This window comes from Clostridium septicum (assembly GCF_003606265.1).
Lineage (GTDB): Bacteria > Bacillota > Clostridia > Clostridiales > Clostridiaceae > Clostridium > Clostridium septicum.
Map to the genome: position 1 here is coordinate 241,979 of NZ_CP023671.1, position 17,097 is coordinate 259,075.

15 protein-coding genes are annotated in these 17,097 nt (G+C 28.5%); all 15 read right to left on the reverse strand.

Annotation, left to right across the window (positions count from 1 at the left end; genetic code table 11):
• Positions 1 to 235: 235 nt before the first annotated feature.
• The 15 genes from nrdR to CP523_RS01135 all read right to left on the reverse strand — a co-directional run bounded on the left by nrdR (position 236) and on the right by CP523_RS01135 (position 17,064).
• Positions 236 to 691 carry a transcriptional regulator NrdR gene (nrdR, locus tag CP523_RS01070; protein ID WP_066674473.1) on the reverse strand — a complete coding sequence of 152 codons (456 nt, stop codon included), beginning with the start codon at positions 689 to 691 and terminating at the stop codon, positions 236 to 238.
• Positions 692 to 768: 77 nt separating this feature from the next.
• The gene (locus tag CP523_RS01075; protein WP_227909500.1) at positions 769 to 1,095 is read right to left on the reverse strand and encodes a YlmC/YmxH family sporulation protein; all 327 of its coding nucleotides are present in this window, start codon (positions 1,093 to 1,095) and stop codon (positions 769 to 771) included.
• Between the two features lie 195 nt (positions 1,096 to 1,290).
• Entirely contained in the window at positions 1,291 to 2,064 is a 774-nt protein-coding gene (gene sigG, locus CP523_RS01080; protein WP_066674470.1) for an RNA polymerase sporulation sigma factor SigG, read from the reverse strand.
• 81 nt (positions 2,065 to 2,145) lie between these two features.
• Positions 2,146 to 2,853, reverse strand: a complete 708-nt coding sequence (gene sigE / locus CP523_RS16155; RefSeq protein ID WP_066674467.1) for an RNA polymerase sporulation sigma factor SigE — start codon at positions 2,851 to 2,853, stop codon at positions 2,146 to 2,148.
• Positions 2,854 to 2,862: 9 nt separating this feature from the next.
• Positions 2,863 to 3,663, reverse strand: a complete 801-nt coding sequence (locus CP523_RS16160; RefSeq protein WP_066674455.1) for a sigma-E processing peptidase SpoIIGA — start codon at positions 3,661 to 3,663, stop codon at positions 2,863 to 2,865.
• A 220-nt stretch (positions 3,664 to 3,883) separates the two neighbouring features.
• Positions 3,884 to 5,008, reverse strand: coding sequence for a cell division protein FtsZ (ftsZ, locus tag CP523_RS01090; RefSeq protein WP_066674451.1), 1,125 nt, complete (start codon positions 5,006 to 5,008; stop codon positions 3,884 to 3,886).
• Positions 5,009 to 5,937: 929 nt separating this feature from the next.
• Positions 5,938 to 6,993, reverse strand: coding sequence for a type IV pilus twitching motility protein PilT (locus tag CP523_RS01095; protein ID WP_066674448.1), 1,056 nt, complete (start codon positions 6,991 to 6,993; stop codon positions 5,938 to 5,940).
• A 105-nt stretch (positions 6,994 to 7,098) separates the two neighbouring features.
• The gene (sigK, locus tag CP523_RS01100; protein ID WP_066674446.1) at positions 7,099 to 7,794 is read right to left on the reverse strand and encodes an RNA polymerase sporulation sigma factor SigK; all 696 of its coding nucleotides are present in this window, start codon (positions 7,792 to 7,794) and stop codon (positions 7,099 to 7,101) included.
• Positions 7,795 to 8,087: 293 nt separating this feature from the next.
• Positions 8,088 to 9,701 (reverse strand): penicillin-binding transpeptidase domain-containing protein, encoded by a 1,614-nt coding sequence (locus tag CP523_RS01105; RefSeq protein WP_066674443.1) that lies wholly within the window; start codon positions 9,699 to 9,701, stop codon positions 8,088 to 8,090.
• A 57-nt stretch (positions 9,702 to 9,758) separates the two neighbouring features.
• Positions 9,759 to 10,376: a uridine kinase gene (gene udk / locus CP523_RS01110; protein WP_066674439.1), complete on the reverse strand. Its 618-nt coding sequence runs from the start codon at positions 10,374 to 10,376 to the stop codon at positions 9,759 to 9,761.
• Positions 10,377 to 10,397: 21 nt separating this feature from the next.
• Positions 10,398 to 11,633 (reverse strand): peptidase U32 family protein, encoded by a 1,236-nt coding sequence (locus tag CP523_RS01115; RefSeq protein ID WP_066674438.1) that lies wholly within the window; start codon positions 11,631 to 11,633, stop codon positions 10,398 to 10,400.
• A gap of 6 nt (positions 11,634 to 11,639) precedes the next feature.
• On the reverse strand, positions 11,640 to 12,284 hold the full coding sequence (locus CP523_RS01120) for an O-methyltransferase (protein WP_120140418.1): 645 nt from the start codon (positions 12,282 to 12,284) through the stop codon (positions 11,640 to 11,642).
• 1 nt (position 12,285) lies between these two features.
• Positions 12,286 to 13,308, reverse strand: coding sequence for an endolytic transglycosylase MltG (mltG, locus tag CP523_RS01125; protein ID WP_066674433.1), 1,023 nt, complete (start codon positions 13,306 to 13,308; stop codon positions 12,286 to 12,288).
• Positions 13,309 to 13,408: 100 nt separating this feature from the next.
• Entirely contained in the window at positions 13,409 to 15,235 is a 1,827-nt protein-coding gene (typA, locus tag CP523_RS01130) for a translational GTPase TypA (RefSeq protein WP_066674427.1), read from the reverse strand.
• Positions 15,236 to 15,396: 161 nt separating this feature from the next.
• Positions 15,397 to 17,064: a ribonuclease J gene (locus tag CP523_RS01135; RefSeq protein WP_066674421.1), complete on the reverse strand. Its 1,668-nt coding sequence runs from the start codon at positions 17,062 to 17,064 to the stop codon at positions 15,397 to 15,399.
• Positions 17,065 to 17,097 lie beyond the last annotated feature (33 nt).

Here is a 17,097-nt window from a genome sequence, read left to right on the forward strand (position 1 = left end):
TTTTAACATATATTTAACTAAAAAGATCTCAAAGACAACTTTAAATATATAGATTTTTTTAATTATGTATTTTCACTAAATGTTGCCTTAAGAAAAACTTTGGCAGTCATACTTTATTTTTATTCTTTAGTGGAAAATACTTAGTTTTAAAATTATAATTAAATTAGCCGCAGTATATATGGATATAATTCTCTAAATAAATAAAAAAAGCTTATTAGAATATGCTAATAAGCTTTTAATTATTAGAAACTAGACTTTTTATTTCTTCTAAAAATGTATTTATATCTTTAAACTGTCTATAAACTGATGCAAATCTAACATAAGATATTTCATCTATCTTTTTTAATCTATTCATAACCATTTCGCCTATGTATTTTGACTCCACTTCAGTTATCATTTTATTTGAAATAGTTTTCTCTATATCTACTGCTATCTCTTCTATTTGACTTCTTGATACAGGCCTTTTTTGGCAAGCAATAATTAAACCATTAATAATTTTTTCTTTGTTAAAATTTTCTCTTGTTAAGTCTCTTTTTACCACTAATATTGGAATATCTTCTACTTTTTCATATGTTGTATATCTCTTATTGCACTTTAAACATTCCCGTCTTCTTCTAATAGTTGTATTATCATCTGTTGATCTAGAATCTACTACTTTACTTTCTTCAAAGGAACAAAAAGGACATTTCATAAATATTCACGCCTTTCTTATTTTGTTATTAATTCCATTTTCTCATGTTATTATTATACTATATATTTGTAAATTTTCTAGATGTTATTTTTAAAATTATCTTTAATTATATCTGTTGTATCAATTAAAAGTACATCCATTCCAGCTTTTTTTACATTTTCCCAAGGAACTTCTATATCATCTTCTTTACTAAACCAATTCTTGTCCATAGATGGTAATATTATGGATACTATTTTACTTTCTTTAATATCTATTACTACATCTTTAACAAATCCTAATTTTACCCCGTTTTTTATATCTATTACTTCCATAGATCTTAATGCATTTAATGAATGTAATATTAAATCATCTTCAATATTATCATTAGTATTTTCTTCATTTACCATATCATCAATAAAATTCATTATTCTCTACCCCCTATTATATATATATTAATCATTATATGCATGTCCAAATATAATAATTACTCAGTTAAAATGAAGATAATTTAATATCTTCATTTTAACCTTTCTTTTCCTAATGTTTTTCAAATACCCTTATCCTATGATAGCCTATATTAAATAATATAATATTTAATATAAAAGAGCTCAAAATGAGCTCTATACGTATTTTTTCATGTGCTTTAAAGCCGTCTTTTCTAACCTTGAAACTTGTGCTTGTGATATTCCTATTTCATCAGCTACTTCCATTTGAGTTCTTCCATTAAAAAATCTTAAAGTTAAAATTAATTTTTCCCTATCATTTAACTTCTTCATAGCTTCTTTTATAGATATATTTTCAAGCCAATTTTCATCACTGTTTTTAGAATCGCTGATTTGATCCATGACATAAATAGCGTCTCCACCATCATGATAAATAGGTTCAAAAAGAGAAACTGGATCTTGAATGGCATCAAGGGCAAATACCACTTCTTCTCTTGGGAGATTGAGCTCCTTTGCTATTTGTGAAACCGTTGGTTCTTTATTATTATCCTTTATAAGCCTATCTCTAACTAAAAGAGCTTTATATGCAATATCCCTTAAAGATCTGCTTACTCTTATTGAATTATTATCTCTTAAGTATCTTCTAATTTCCCCTATTATCATAGGTACTGCATAAGTTGAAAACTTAACATTTTGAGATAAATCAAAGTTATCAATTGCTTTCATAAGCCCAATACAACCTACTTGAAATAAATCATCTACGTTTTCTCCTCTATTATTAAACCTTTGAATTACACTAAGGACTAATCTTAAATTACCTTTAATAAAAGTTTCTCTTGCAGTATTATCACCTGCTCTCATGCTAAGTAATAATTCTCTCTTTTCTTTTTCTTTTAATATTGGTAATTTTGAAGTATTTACTCCACATATTTCTACCTTATTAATGATCAAAATCATCAACCCCTTCGGAAGTAATAACATACTGCATTTAAAAGTATTTCCGATAGAGTTTACTTTTATACTAAAGACAACCTATATCATTTTATTGATTTCTTTTTTTAACCTGCTTATTATCTTTTTTTCTAACCTTGAAATATATGATTGTGATATTCCAAGCATATCAGCTACCTCTTTTTGAGTCTTTTCTCTTGTTCCATTTAAACCAAATCTTAATTTTACAATTTCCTTTTCCCTATCATTAAGATGTTTAAGAGCTAAAAATAATAATTGTTTATCTACTTCATCCTCTATTAAATTATAAACGGTATCATTTTCTGTTCCTAATATATCAGATAATAACAATTCATTTCCATCCCAATCTATGTTTAAAGGTTCATAAAATGATATCTCAGCCTTTACTTTACTATTTCTTCTAAGATACATAAGTATTTCATTTTCTATACATCTTGATGCATATGTTGCAAGCTTTATCTTCTTCTCTGGATTAAATGTATTAACTGCTTTTATAAGACCTATTGTACCTACTGATATTAAGTCTTCTACACAAACTCCTGTATTTTCAAATTTTCTTGCTATATATACAACAAGCCTTAAATTTCTTTCAATTAATATATCTCTAATTGACTCATCACCTTTGATTAATTTATTTACAAGTTCCTCTTCTTCTTCCTTCTTTAAAGGTGGTGGAAGAGAATCATTTCCTCCTACATAATGAACCTTACTTGTAAATAATTTAAGTTTTTGTAATATCCTATTTAATAATATGCTTAACTTTAACATTTCTACCTCCTATATAATACCTCTTGATAATAATGCATTAAATTCATTATCCTTACTTAATCTATTATTTTTACAACTACAAACAATTGCATCTATAGTGTGCCAATCCTTATTTTCTTGTCTTACTCTAATCTTTTCTCCCTTAAATCCCTTAAGCTTTCCACTTTCACCAATTGTGCTATAAGAAATATAATAAGCTTTATCATTTGGTATATTTATCTCTTCAATCAACTCATTTTCAACTATAATGCAAGGAAGATTGGTTACAGGTTCTCTAAGTTCATTTCCTGTATCTAAAAATCCTTTTAAGCATAATTTTTTATTGTTATAAGAGATTTCAATATCATATAATAAGTTTTTTATTAAAGCCCTTTCTCTTAAGTAATCTACTACCCTAACTATAACTATGTATAGCAACATTATTGAAATAATTAAATATTTTATTGAATAATTGCTTATTGAAAAAATAGTTGAGATAGAATACTCATTTTGCATTAACGCGAAGGCAAAACATATTCCACATAGCGTAAATGATGTTATAAAAAAAGTTATTATAGCTTTTGTTACATTTCCGATACTTTTTTTATCTAATGTCAACATTATCATAAGACCTGCTACTAATATCTTTCCTACTAATGTTGTAAGTAATGGAATTTTCATAAATAATGCAAGAGTATATACCCCCCCTATAGCTGCTCCTATATAAATACTCCTTTTATAACCAAATCGTAATATCCTCATAGTAATTAGTAGCAAAAATAAATTCACAATAAAGTTTTCTATAAATATTACATCAACATATACAACCATAACTTGTCCCCCTCCCTTGTATTAAATTATAAACTCTCTTATATTAAAATTTTGTCATAATGACTAACCTTAAAATATATTTTTCCCCCTGATTTTTTACATTTAATTACAGTTAATTAGTTTATTAAATCCTTTATATTTATTTAGTTTTATTTTTTACATAAATAAAAGACGAGAAAATTAAATTTCTCGTCTTTTATAAATATATGTTTCAATACTTTTATTTTCTTGATCTTAAAAAACTTGGTATATTAACACTATCTGTATCAATATCTAATAATGGATCTACTCTCTTTGGTTGATCCATTGATATATCCTCTGGTCTCTGTACTTGTTGTCTAACTACAGTTTTCTTTTCTATAACAGGCTTTTCCATAGATAATTTGCTATTTTCTTCTTCAAATCCAGTTGCAATAACTGTAATTCTAATCTCATCTGTTAAAGTTTCATCTATAACGGCACCAAATATTATATTAGCATCTGGATCAGCTGACTCTCTAACTATATCAGCAGCTTCATATACTTCTATTGCCCCTAAATCAACTCCACCAGTAAAATTAATTATAACTCCTGTTGCTCCATCTATAGAAGTTTCTAATAATGGAGATGAAATTGCTTGTCTTACTGCATCTTGAGCTTTATTATCTCCTGTACCATGTCCAACTCCCATGTGAGCTAAACCTTTATTTAACATAACAGTTTCTATGTCTGCAAAATCGGCATTAACAACCCCTGGAATTGTAATAAGGTCAGATATAGCTTGAACACCTTGTCTTAATACATCATCTGCTAATTTAAATGAATCTAGAAGAGTTGTCTTCTTATCTGCCATTGACAATAATCTTTCATTTGGAATAATAACAAGAGTATCAACAGCATTCATTAGATTTTCAATCCCCATTTCTGCATGTCTCATTCTTCTCTTACCTTCAAATGGGAATGGCTTAGTAACAACACCAACTGTTAATATATTCATAGCTTTAGCTATTTCTGCAACTACTGGAGCAGCACCAGTACCTGTTCCACCACCCATTCCAGCAGTTATAAATACCATATTAGCGCCTTTTATCGCTTCAGCTATTTCTTCTCTACTTTCTTCTGCGGCTTTTTTACCTATTTCAGGATTAGCTCCGGCACCTAGTCCTTTAGTAAGTTTATCTCCAATTTGAATCTTCACATTGGCATGTGATAACATTAATGCTTGTTTATCTGTATTAACAGCTATAAATTCAACATTTTTTAAACCTTCAGCTATCATTCTATTAACGGCATTTCCACCGCCGCCACCACAACCAATAACTTTAATATTGGTTAATTCTTGCATATCTACTTCGAAATCTAACAAAACAATTCCTCCTTTAGAAAATATCTACTAGTAATTTTTCTTTGTTCCAACTATTATTTTCTATACTATCTTTTAAACAAATTCATGATGGTTTCTCAAATGAAACTCATATCCATATAACAATTTTAACTCATTATATATATTTTTAACAATAGAAAAAGAGTTAAATACTGAAGAAATTTGTAATCTAACTTAATTTATAATAGAATTTCTTATTCTCTAAAATTTATTTATATAGAGAAACATCTACTAATTTTTAATATCCAGTATTTTTCAATTTAATTTAATAAAATTCAACATTTATTTTATTCTAGCATTTAAAATAAAATAAAACAACTGTTTCTATACATTAGTATTACAATTTTAATTTTATTTCTTCTTAAATTATTAAATAAAACTTTTCTTTATATTTTTAATATAAATTCCTTTTATATATTTAAACTTAAGACTCTAACACCTCTCCCTCTTTCTATTATCTTTTGTTAAAAGTAATGATGTCACAAATATTAATTAGCCCTAAACCTTTTACTATATAACTACTTCTTATTGCTTAATAAAGCCATTAATTTACTAAATAGCTTTCTAATTATATTTAGAGTCTTACTTTATATTATGTAAAGCCTTTTTTAATTGCAATCCAAATATTAAAATTACCCCTAACTCATTTTATAATTTCTTTAAGCTATTAATATAATTTTTTATTATGTCCAATTCTACACGTTAATACTGTGTAGCATATTAAGAAATATACACAGTAACTAATAAAATTTTACTGTTACTTTTATAGAAACTTAAATTTAGTAAAATAATAATTACTATTATATATATATTCAACACTAATGTAAATTTTCCTTCATAAAAATTCTTCCAAATTATAGATTTATAAAAACATTAAAGATGCTAACTTGTAAGTTAACATCTTTAATGTTTTAAAGCATCATTATTCTTTTAATAGTTTCTCTATCAACTGAATGGCTAAAAGCTGTTTCTATACTTATTGTTCCCCTTCTATATAGTTCAGCTAATGACATATCCATTGTCTTCATTCCATATTTGCTTCCAGTTTGTATTGCTGATTCTATTTGATAAGTTTTTCCTTCTCTAATTAAATTTTGTATTCCTGGAGTTGTTATCATTGTTTCTAATGCTACTACCCTTCCTGTATTATCTGCATTAGGAACAAGTTGTTGTGAAATCACACCTTTAAGCATAGCTGATAATTGAACTCTAACTTGTTGCTGTTGATGTGGTGGAAAAACATCTATAATTCTATCTATAGTCTTTGCAGCACCTATTGTATGTAGTGTAGAAAATACTAAATGACCTGTTTCAGCTGCTGTTAGTGCAATTGAGATAGTTTCTAAATCTCTCATTTCTCCTACAAGAATAACATCTGGATCTTCTCTTAATATAGCCTTTAAAGCACTTTTATAACTACTACTATCTTTTCCAATTTCTCTTTGATTTATTATACACTTATTATGCTTGTGTAAATATTCAATTGGATCTTCTAACGTAATTATATGAGCCTCCCTTGTACTATTTATTTCATTTATCATAGCTGCAAGAGTAGTGCTTTTACCACTACCTGCTGGTCCTGTAACTAGAACTAATCCCCTCTGCTTTTGAACTAATTCTTTTATTACAGCAGGATGCTTAAGTTCATCAAGAGTAGGAATCTTTAACGCAATAACTCTTATTGCAATAGCATCACTATTTCGTTGTTTAAATACATTTACTCTAAATCTGCCAACTCCTGGTACAGAATAAGATATATCTAATTCACCTATTTTATTATATTCCTCATATTTGGCTTGTAATATTTCTTTTGCAAAAGCTTCAATATCTTCTGGTGTTAGTTTGTTAGTTCCTAGCTTTATCAATCTTCCATTATTCCTAATAATTGGCGGTACCCCAACTGTCAAATGTAGATCTGATGCTTCTGCCTCTATTGTCTTACTTAATAAATCACGTAAAATATACATATAATATCCTCCTTTTGCATAAACAAAGCCCATTTAATTATATTCTATAAAAATCTCTATAATCCTTTTTTTACTATATAATCTTTCCATAGGAGGATATATATACTATCTACTTGACATCTCTTTTTTTAGTTTTTTAAGAGCTTTTTTTTCTATTCTAGATACATAAGATCTAGATATTCCCATAAGAGCTGCTATTTCTCTTTGAGTTCTACATCTACCATCTATTAAACCATATCTCATTTTTAGTATTTCTCCTTCCCTGTCACTTAAAGAGATACCTATCTTACTATATAATGATTTTATTTGAAGATTACTCTCTACTTTTTCTAATACTGAATCTTTCTCACTACTTAAAACATCAATTAAACATATTTCATTCCCTTCTTTATCTACTCCTATTGGATCTTGAAGATATACTTCACTTTTTTGCTTTTTATTATTTCTAAAAAGCATTAATATTTCATTTTCTATGCACCTTGATGCATAAGTTGCAAGTCTTGTTCCCTTTGAGCCGTCAAAAGAATCTATAGCCTTTATTAATCCAACAGTTCCTATTGATATTAACTCATCAACATCCTTATTTGGAAAAGTATATTTTTTAACTATATGTGCAACTAATCTTAAGTTTCTTTCTATAAGAACACTTTTTGCTTCCTTGTCTCCTTCCTTCAAAAGTGCTAAATAATGTTTCTCTTCTTTCTCGTCTAAAGGTTTAGGAAATGTATTGCTACCCGCTATGTAACCTGTTAAAAATATAGAATTACATAGAAGTTCAATTATATTTGATATAAAAAACACTTAACTTCCTCCTAATAGTGCTTATTATATACTATGATTAAGTACGAAAAAATTGCTTATACTCTAAAAAATAAAATTGGAATACTTTTTTATAAACTTTACATTTTTAATAGCTTACCTTATTTCTTTTTACAACAAAAATTTAATAAATAATAAAACAAAAGAACAACTAATAAGATTACATAGTCCTATTAGTTGCTCTTTTATCTTTTAATATCTCATTAAAGTTTTATATAATAAATACCACAATTTCATAAAGTAGTTATTTTAAAAGAACACCTTTAAATTTATAATTATTTTACAAGTGTTGTTACTATATCTCTAAAAATAGGTGCTCCCGTATTACCTCCACCTAATTCTCTTCCATCTGGATGTTTTTCTCCTATATGAGGTGCTATAACTACTATTGTATATTTTTTTTCATCTTTAATAAAATATCCAGCAAACCATCCATGGTTTGTTCCTCCTTCTCCTGTTGATGTTCCTGTTTTACCACCTATTTTAACCCCTTCAACTTTAGCTTCAAAACCAGAACCTTCCCAAATTACTTTTGACATTGTTTCTTGTGCTATTTTTGCTGAAGTTTGACTAAATACTCTAACAGGTTCGTTTAAAAATTTATGTACTGTGTTATTATCTTTATCTAATATTTCTTCAACAATTGTCGGTTTTATATAAACTCCATCATTAACCACAGTATTATAAAGCCCTGCCATTTGAACTGGAGTAACCATAGTCGCTTGACCTATAGATATATTATTCATACTATCTTCTCTTTTAGGTTTCACTCCTGCTGCTTCATTTTTATTATCCCCTGCAACTCCCAAAGCCTGCTTAAATAATCCCATTTTTTCTACATATTCCATAAACTTATCATACCCTATTAAAGAACCTACCTTTGCAAAAACATCATTACAAGATATTTTTAAAGCCCCTTCTACAGATAAAGCTCCATGTGCATATGACTTTCCATTCTTACTACAAATTACCCCACTACATATAAAAGTATCTGTAGACCTAATTAACCCTAAATCTAACCCTATTGTTTCTGTAATAACTTTAAAAATTGATCCTGGCTCATAACCTAATTGTTCTATTCCTAAATTAACATTAGCTTGAGTTTCATCCTTTTGAACTATAGCTCTTATTTTTCCTGTATCTGCTTCAGATACAACTACACCAACATTTTTTAAAAAATCATAATCTTCTTTTTTCAAAATTTCTCTTATTTTATCTTCCCACTCTTTGTTTATAGTAAGTTTTATATTTTTATTTTCTGAACCTTCGTCAACTTCTCCTTCTCCATACACTGCTTTATCATCTAAATAGAATCTTGATTTAGGATATTTATTACTAGCAAGATATTTATTTAATTCACTTTGTAATGAACCTTCTACCTCATCCTTTTCTCCTACTTTAGATAAAAAGTTTTCAACTCTCCAAGCCTCTTTAGAATCAACTTCATCATATATATAAGTATAAATACCTTTTACATTTTCTAATTTATTTATTTTATTATATGTTTCCTCACTTATTTTATAATATCTTTTTCCACCTTCATTCATAATCTTTGTGTAATTGAACTCTGAATCTTCTGACTTCATAATAAAATTTAAAGCCATTAAATCTTCTAAAGTTTCTTCATAATTATTTAACATAAAAGGTTTTGTATCTAAAACCATTATATATTTTTTATTATAATTCATCATATCTTTCCCATTTGTATCAAATATTTTATATCTTATCTGAGAAATATCTTCGGTTTGATGATTAGTCATTTCTCCTGTTACCATTTCTGTTGGGTGTACCTGAAGAAAATATAGCCTTCCCCCTAAAGCAAATATTAACAAAATAAATATTATAAATGTTATTTGTATTCTATCTAATTTAATTACCCTTTTTTTCATGCAAATAAAACACCTCCCTAGGCTTAATTCTAGCCTAAGAAGGTGTTTTTTATACAATTACTTTAATATATCCTTTATTTTTGTAACCAATATATCTATAGCTACTTTATTCTGTCCCCCTTCTGGAACAATGATATCAGCATACCTTTTAGTTGGTTCTGTAAATTGCAAGTGCATTGGTCTTACAACACCTAAATATTGATCTATAACAGATTCTACAGTTCTACCTCTTTCGTTTATATCCCTTACTAATCTTCTTAAAATTCTTATATCCGCATCAGTATCGACATAAACTTTTATATCTAAAAGATCTCTAATTCTTTCATCTTCTAGAACTAATATACCTTCAACAATTATAATATCTCTAGCTTCAACTCTTACTGTTTCTTCTGCTCTATTATGTTTAGCAAAATCATATATAGGTTTTTCTATTGCCTTTCCTTCCATTAAAGCTTTTAAATGTTTTATTAATAATTCATTATCAAAAGCTCTTGGATGATCATAGTTTGTTTTAACTCTTTCTTCCATTGTTAAATGACTTTGATCCTTATAATACATATCTTGTTGTATCATTGCAATACATTCATCTGCAAAACTTGAATATATCTCATCTGCAATTGTGCTTTTTCCTGAACCAGTTCCTCCAGTTATTCCTATTAATATTGGTTTTTTCATTGGAAATCCTCCCCGCTTATCTTATAGGTTTAATGCCTTTTTTCCTTTAACTAACATATCATTTTCTTTTAAAGGCTCATCTACTTTTACTGTAAATACCATATGAGCCCTATTAGCTACATTGGTTTTAACATTTTTTTCGACATCAAACATTTCTTTAAGTTGTATATTAAAATATGGTGTATATGCTCTTAATACTTCCACTGTATCATCTTCAAATACTCTATTTTTTTGAAGGATTGTTGCAACTTTAGTCTCTGGATCATATGATTTAACTATACCTACAATATCATAGTCTCTTACATATGATGATTCTTCATAATTTTGTTCTCCACTTTTTCCAAAGAAGAAACCTGTATGATATGGTCTATGACTTATCTTTAATAAAGTTTCCATCCACTCATCTTTAAATTCATACCTATCTGGATTTTCCATATAAGAATCTACTGCATCTCTATATGCTTTAACTACAGATGCCACATAGAACTCACTTTTCATTCTACCCTCTATTTTTAATGAATGTACTCCACTTTTTACAAGCTCTGGAATATGATGTATCATACATAAATCCTTTGAATTCATTATGTAAGTTCCATTATCATCTTCAACTACAGGATAATATTGCCCTGGTCTTGTTTCTTCTACTAAGTGATATTTATATCTACAGGCATTAGAACAAATACCCTTATTAGCATCTCTTCCTAACATATAATTAGATATTAAACATCTACCTGAATAAGCTATACACATAGATCCATGTACGAAGACTTCTAATTCACACTCTTCTGGTATATTTGCCTTTATACCATTTATTTCATTAAAAGTAAGTTCTCTTGCTAATACTACTCTCTTTACGCCTTGATCATACCAAAACTTAGTAGCTTTCCAGTTAACAGTATTAGCTTGAGTGCTTAAATGTATTTCTAAATTTGGTGCAACTTCTTTAGCTGCAATTATTATTGAAGGATCTGCAACTATTATTGCATCTATTCCTAAATCATTTAGTCCTCTTATGTAATTTTCAACACCTGTTAAATCATGATTTCTTGGAAAAACATTCATAGTTACATATAATTTTCTTCCTCTTTCATGGCAATATTTAACACCCTCAGCTATTTCTTCATTTGTAAAATTATCTGAAAATGCTCTTAGGTTTAGCTTACCTCCACCTATATATACAGCATCTGCTCCAAAATCTACTGCTATTTTTAATTTTTCTAGACTTCCTGCTGGTGCTAAAATCTCTGGTTTGTTCATTTGCTGTTACCTCCTTTTAGTCACTGCAATTCCATCCCCCATTGGTATTACAGATGTAATTAAATCTTCATCTTTTGATACAAGATCTAAGTACGTTTTCATTCTTTTTACTATTGTTATTTTTCTTCTTTTTACCAAGTCTTTTGATGCAACCATTCCCCTAAATAAAACATTGTCTGCAACTATAACTCCATCTTTTTTTAAGAGTCTAAGACAATTAGGCAAAAAATGATTATAATGTCCTTTACCTGCATCCATAAATATTAAATCATATGGTTCTTCTAGTTTATCTAAAATCTCCAAACAATCTCCACACTTTATTTCAATTTTATCTTCTAAATTGAATTTTTTAAAGTTTTCTTTAGCATATTTTATCATATTTTCGTCACGCTCTATAGTAGTAATACTTGGATTTGTTCCAGCTGCTTCATACATTAATGTAGCTGAGTACCCTATAGCTGTGCCTAGTTCTAATATTCTTAAAGGTTTTTTCATACTTACCATAAATTCTAAGAATTTTGCTGTTTCTTTTTGTGCTATAGGCACTCCATTTTCTTTTGCAAAACATTCCATTTCTTTATATTTTCCTGTATTTTCTGGTATTAAACCTCTAATATATTCCTCCATATAATCATAGGTTATTCCACTCATTTTATTCCTCCAAATATCCAAGCTCTTTAAGTTTACTCATAAATTCATTTTCATCCCTTGTAAAAAAGTGATGTTTCATATCCTTTTCCAATACATAGAATAAATAATCAGTTGTAGCAGGTTTTAAAGCTGCCAAAATTGATGGCATTCCAGGATTTGATATAGGCCCTATAGGTAATCCATTAATTTTATATGTATTATAAGGTGATTCTGTTTCTAAATGACTATATAAAACTTTTTCAACATGTTCACCTAAGGCATATATAACAGTAGCATCTATCTGTAAATTCATCCCCTCTGATACCCTATTAGCAATTACAGATGCAATAATTGGTCTTTCTTTATCTACTCTAGCTTCTTTTTCTATCATTGAAGCTATTGTAATTACAGTTTCTACATCCTCGTCAGAAGTTTTTATGTTTGTTTCCTTTAAAGCTTCTTCAAATGCTTCTTCAAATCTAGAAACCATTACCTGTACTATTTCCCCTGGTTTTTCATCCTTTTTAATAATATATGTATCTGGAAATAAATAACCCTCTAAGTTATATTTCTTATTATCATTATTTTTAATAAAGGGTGGTAAATTATATTGTTTAACAGCTTTTATAAAATCCCCCTTAGTACATATTTTTTCTTTTTCAAGTTTACTTGCTATGTCATCTACTGTATATCCTTCAGGAACAGTAAATTTAATAAGATTTTTTGTAGATTCACTTGTTAATGTTTCTACTATATCATTAACAGTCATTTTATTATGTATTTCATATGTACCTGGTTTAACTTCTAGGTTTTTATTGGTAATCTTTAAGTATAGTTTTATAATAGGTAATCCCCTAATTTCTTCTCTTTTTGAAAGTTTATTAAGGACTCCATAAAAACTATCTCCTTCCTCTACATTTATTATTACATTGCCGTCAACCTTAACTGGATTTTTTATGGTTCTACCTACTATTACAAAAGGAACTATTATAATAGTTAGTATTATAATTATTAAAATTACTTTTTTTATGTTAGAATTTTTCATAAAAAACCCCCTATATACAAAAGTAAATAGCCTAGTTAAAGGCTATTCACTTTATTATAATACTTTTATATATAATTTAAAAGTAAATTTTATAGTTTTATTACTTTTTAGATCTACTTATAATTCTTCTTCTTTGAGCTGGATCTAATTCTCTTTTTCTCATTCTTACTGTTTCTGGTGTAACTTCTACTAATTCATCAGCATTAATAAATTCTAAACATTGTTCTAATGTCATTAGTCTTGGTGGTATTAGTTTTACTGCTTCATCTGCTCCTGATGATCTTGTGTTTGTAAGTTTCTTACCCTTACATATATTTATATCTATATCATCAGCTCTTGAACTTTCACCAACTATCATACCTTGATATACTGGTACACCTGCTCCTATAAATAAAACTCCTCTTTCTTGAGCGTTAAATAATCCATATGCAATAGATTCTCCATCTTCAAATGAACAGATTGATCCTCTACTTCTACCTGGCATTTCACCCTTATATGGTGCATATCCGTGGAATACGTGATTCATTATTCCATTTCCCTTTGTATCTGTCATAAATTCATTTCTAAATCCAATAAGTCCTCTAGCAGGAATAACAAATTCTAATCTTGTATATCCGTTAACAGCTGAAGTCATATTTACCATTTCACCTTTTCTAGGTCCTAACTTTTCCATAACAGGGCCCATAAATTCTTCTGGAACGTCTATTGTTAAGTATTCCATTGGTTCTAACTTCTTGCCATTTTCTTCTTTTAATATAACATTTGCTTTTGAAACTTGAAGTTCATATCCTTCTCTTCTCATTGTTTCTATAAGTATTGATAAGTGAAGTTCTCCTCTTCCTGATACTTCAAAACAATCTGGAGTAATTTCTGTAACTCTTAAACTTACGTTAGTTTCTAATTCTTTTAATAATCTATCTCTTAAATGTCTTGAAGTTACAAATTCTCCTTCTTTACCTGCAAACGGTGAGTCATTAACCATAAAATTCATGCTTAATGTTGGTTCATCAATTTCAACAAATGGTAAAGCTTCTGGCTCTTGAGCACTTGCTATAGTTTCACCTATATTACAATCTGGAATACCACTTAATGCTATAATATCTCCTAAAGAAGCTTCTTGAGCTTCTTCTCTATTTAGTCCATTATAAGTAAATATGTTTGAAACTCTATAGTTTGATGTGCTGCCATCTTTTCTTACTAATGCAACCATTTCATTTTTCTTAACTGTACCTCTATGAATCTTACCTATAGCTATTCTACCTACATATTCATTAGTATCTAAAGTAGTAACTAACATTTGTAACGGTCCATCTATGTATCCTTCTGGTGCTTCTACATGCTTTATTATAGTCTTAAATAATGGTTCCATATTATGATTATCATCTTCTACATTATATCTTGCAAAACCTTCTCTAGCTGATGCATATATAATTGGGAAATCTAATTGTTCATCATCTGCACCTAATTCTAGGAATAAATCAAAAACTTCATCTATAACAACTTCTGGTCTAGCATTTGGTTTATCAATTTTATTTATAACAACAATTGGTTTTAATCCTAGTTCTAAAGCCTTTTTTAATACAAACTTTGTTTGTGGCATTGGTCCTTCATATGAATCAACTACTAGTAAAACAGAGTCTACCATTTTTAATACACGTTCAACTTCTCCACCAAAATCAGCATGTCCTGGTGTATCTACAATATTTATTTTTATATCATCATACACTAAAGATGTATTTTTAGAAAGAATTGTGATTCCTCTTTCTTTTTCTAAGTCGTTAGAGTCCATTACTCTTTCATCCACTTTTTCATTACTTCTAAATACATGACTTTCTTTTAATAACGCATCAACCAATGTAGTCTTACCATGGTCAACGTGCGCTATGATAGCTATATTTCTTATATCATTTCTTTTTGTTAATTCCATTTAACTTCCTCCAGTTATATTAATATTATTCTCTTGTAAACCTATAATTTATTTTTTCCAAAATAAAATTGGATACATCTGTATCCAATTTCCAATTATCTTTTCATAATAATTCTCTTATTTATTCTAAGAGTAAACTTATTAAATGTCAAGCTAAAGCATTATATTTCCATTATTATAGGTAATATCATTGGCTTTCTTTTAGTTTTTTCATACAAATACGTTCTAAGCTCATCTCTTATCCTTGACTTTAAGCTTGCCCAATCTGTAATCTTCTTTTCTTCACATTCTTTAAGAACATTTCTAACTATTTCTTTGGCTTCATCCATTAATCCTTCTGATTCTCTAACATATACAAATCCTCTTGATATAATGTCTGGACCAGCAACTACTGTGTTACTTTCTTTTGAAAGGGTAACTACAACTGTTAATATACCATCTTGAGATAAATGCTTTCTATCTCTTAATACTATGTTACCTACATCACCGACTCCTAAGCCATCTACAAATACTTGACCTGAAATTACAGATCCATTCTTCTTTATTCCTTGTCTATTAGCTTCTATAACATCTCCATTTTCTACAATAACAACATTTTCTTCAGGTAATCCAAGCTTCATTGCAAGGTCTCCATGTTGTATTAAATGTCTATATTCACCGTGTACTGGAATAAAATATTTAGGTTTTACTAAGCATTGCATTAACTTTAATTCTTCTTGACAAGCATGCCCTGATACATGAACTTCAGCTAAAGATTCATATATTACATCTACACCTTTTTTAAATAATTGATTTATAACCTTAGAAACAAGTTTTTCATTTCCTGGTATTGGTGTTGCAGAAATAATAACAGTATCACCCTCTACAATGCTAACCTTTCTATGTTCTGATGCCGCCATTCTAGCTAATGCTGACATAGGTTCTCCTTGACTACCTGTAGTTATTATAACAACTTGGTCATTATTATATTTATTAATTTGATCTATGCTAACTAGCATATCTTTCTCAAATTCTAAATATCCAAGTTCTATAGCAACTGCAACTATATTTTCCATACTTCTACCTGATACAGCTACTTTTCTACCATAAATTGTAGCAGCATCAATAATTTGTTGTATTCTATGAATATTAGATGCAAAGGTTGCTACTATAATCCTCCCCTTAGTCTTAGAGAATATTCTTGCAAAACTTTCCCCTACTCTTCTTTCTGACATAGTATATCCTGGTCTTTCAACATTAGTTGAATCTGCCATTAACACTAACACACCTTTTTTTCCCAGCTCTGCAAGTCTTGCAAAATCAGTTGGTTGCCCATCTATAGGAGTATAGTCTATTTTAAAATCTCCTGTATGAAGTACAACTCCTAATGGAGTGTGTATTGCTATTGCTACTGAGTCAGCAATAGAGTGGTTTGTTTTTATAAACTCTACTGATACAGAGTTTAATTTTATCACATCTCTTGGCTTTACTCGTACAAGTTTAGTTGAACTTAATAATCCGTGCTCTTTTAGCTTAGTTTCTACAATACCAAGCGTTAACTTTGTTCCATATATAGGTACATTTAATTGTTTTAATATATAAGGTAATGCACCAATATGGTCTTCGTGCCCGTGAGTTAAAAATATTCCAGTTACTCTATCCTTATTTTTTAATAAATAGCTTACATCTGGTATAACTAAATCTATGCCAAACATATCATCATCAGGGAATTTTAATCCGCAATCTATTACAACTATATCATTTTTATACTCAATTGCTGTTATATTTTTCCCTATTTCATTTATACCACCTAAAGGAATAATTTTAACCTTAGCCTTTTCGTTTCTCAATATGTCCCCTCCTTTTCATAAGATATGTATTAC

Bases quoted from the DNA above. Each gene is read 5' to 3' on its own strand.
- sigE (WP_066674467.1), bottom strand. From the start codon at position 2,853: ATGTTAAAGTTAAGCATATTATTAAATAGGATATTACAAAAACTTAAA.
- nrdR (WP_066674473.1), bottom strand. From the start codon at position 691: ATGAAATGTCCTTTTTGTTCCTTTGAAGAAAGTAAAGTAGTAGATTCT.
- CP523_RS01115 (WP_066674438.1), bottom strand. From the start codon at position 11,633: ATGAACAAACCAGAGATTTTAGCACCAGCAGGAAGTCTAGAAAAATTA.
- mltG (WP_066674433.1), bottom strand. From the start codon at position 13,308: ATGAAAAATTCTAACATAAAAAAAGTAATTTTAATAATTATAATACTA.
- CP523_RS01075 (WP_227909500.1), bottom strand. From the start codon at position 1,095: ATGAATTTTATTGATGATATGGTAAATGAAGAAAATACTAATGATAAT.
- CP523_RS16160 (WP_066674455.1), bottom strand. From the start codon at position 3,663: ATGGTTGTATATGTTGATGTAATATTTATAGAAAACTTTATTGTGAAT.
- CP523_RS01105 (WP_066674443.1), bottom strand. From the start codon at position 9,701: ATGAAAAAAAGGGTAATTAAATTAGATAGAATACAAATAACATTTATA.
- udk (WP_066674439.1), bottom strand. From the start codon at position 10,376: ATGAAAAAACCAATATTAATAGGAATAACTGGAGGAACTGGTTCAGGA.
- CP523_RS01095 (WP_066674448.1), bottom strand. From the start codon at position 6,993: ATGTATATTTTACGTGATTTATTAAGTAAGACAATAGAGGCAGAAGCA.
- typA (WP_066674427.1), bottom strand. From the start codon at position 15,235: ATGGAATTAACAAAAAGAAATGATATAAGAAATATAGCTATCATAGCG.
- CP523_RS01120 (WP_120140418.1), bottom strand. From the start codon at position 12,284: ATGAGTGGAATAACCTATGATTATATGGAGGAATATATTAGAGGTTTA.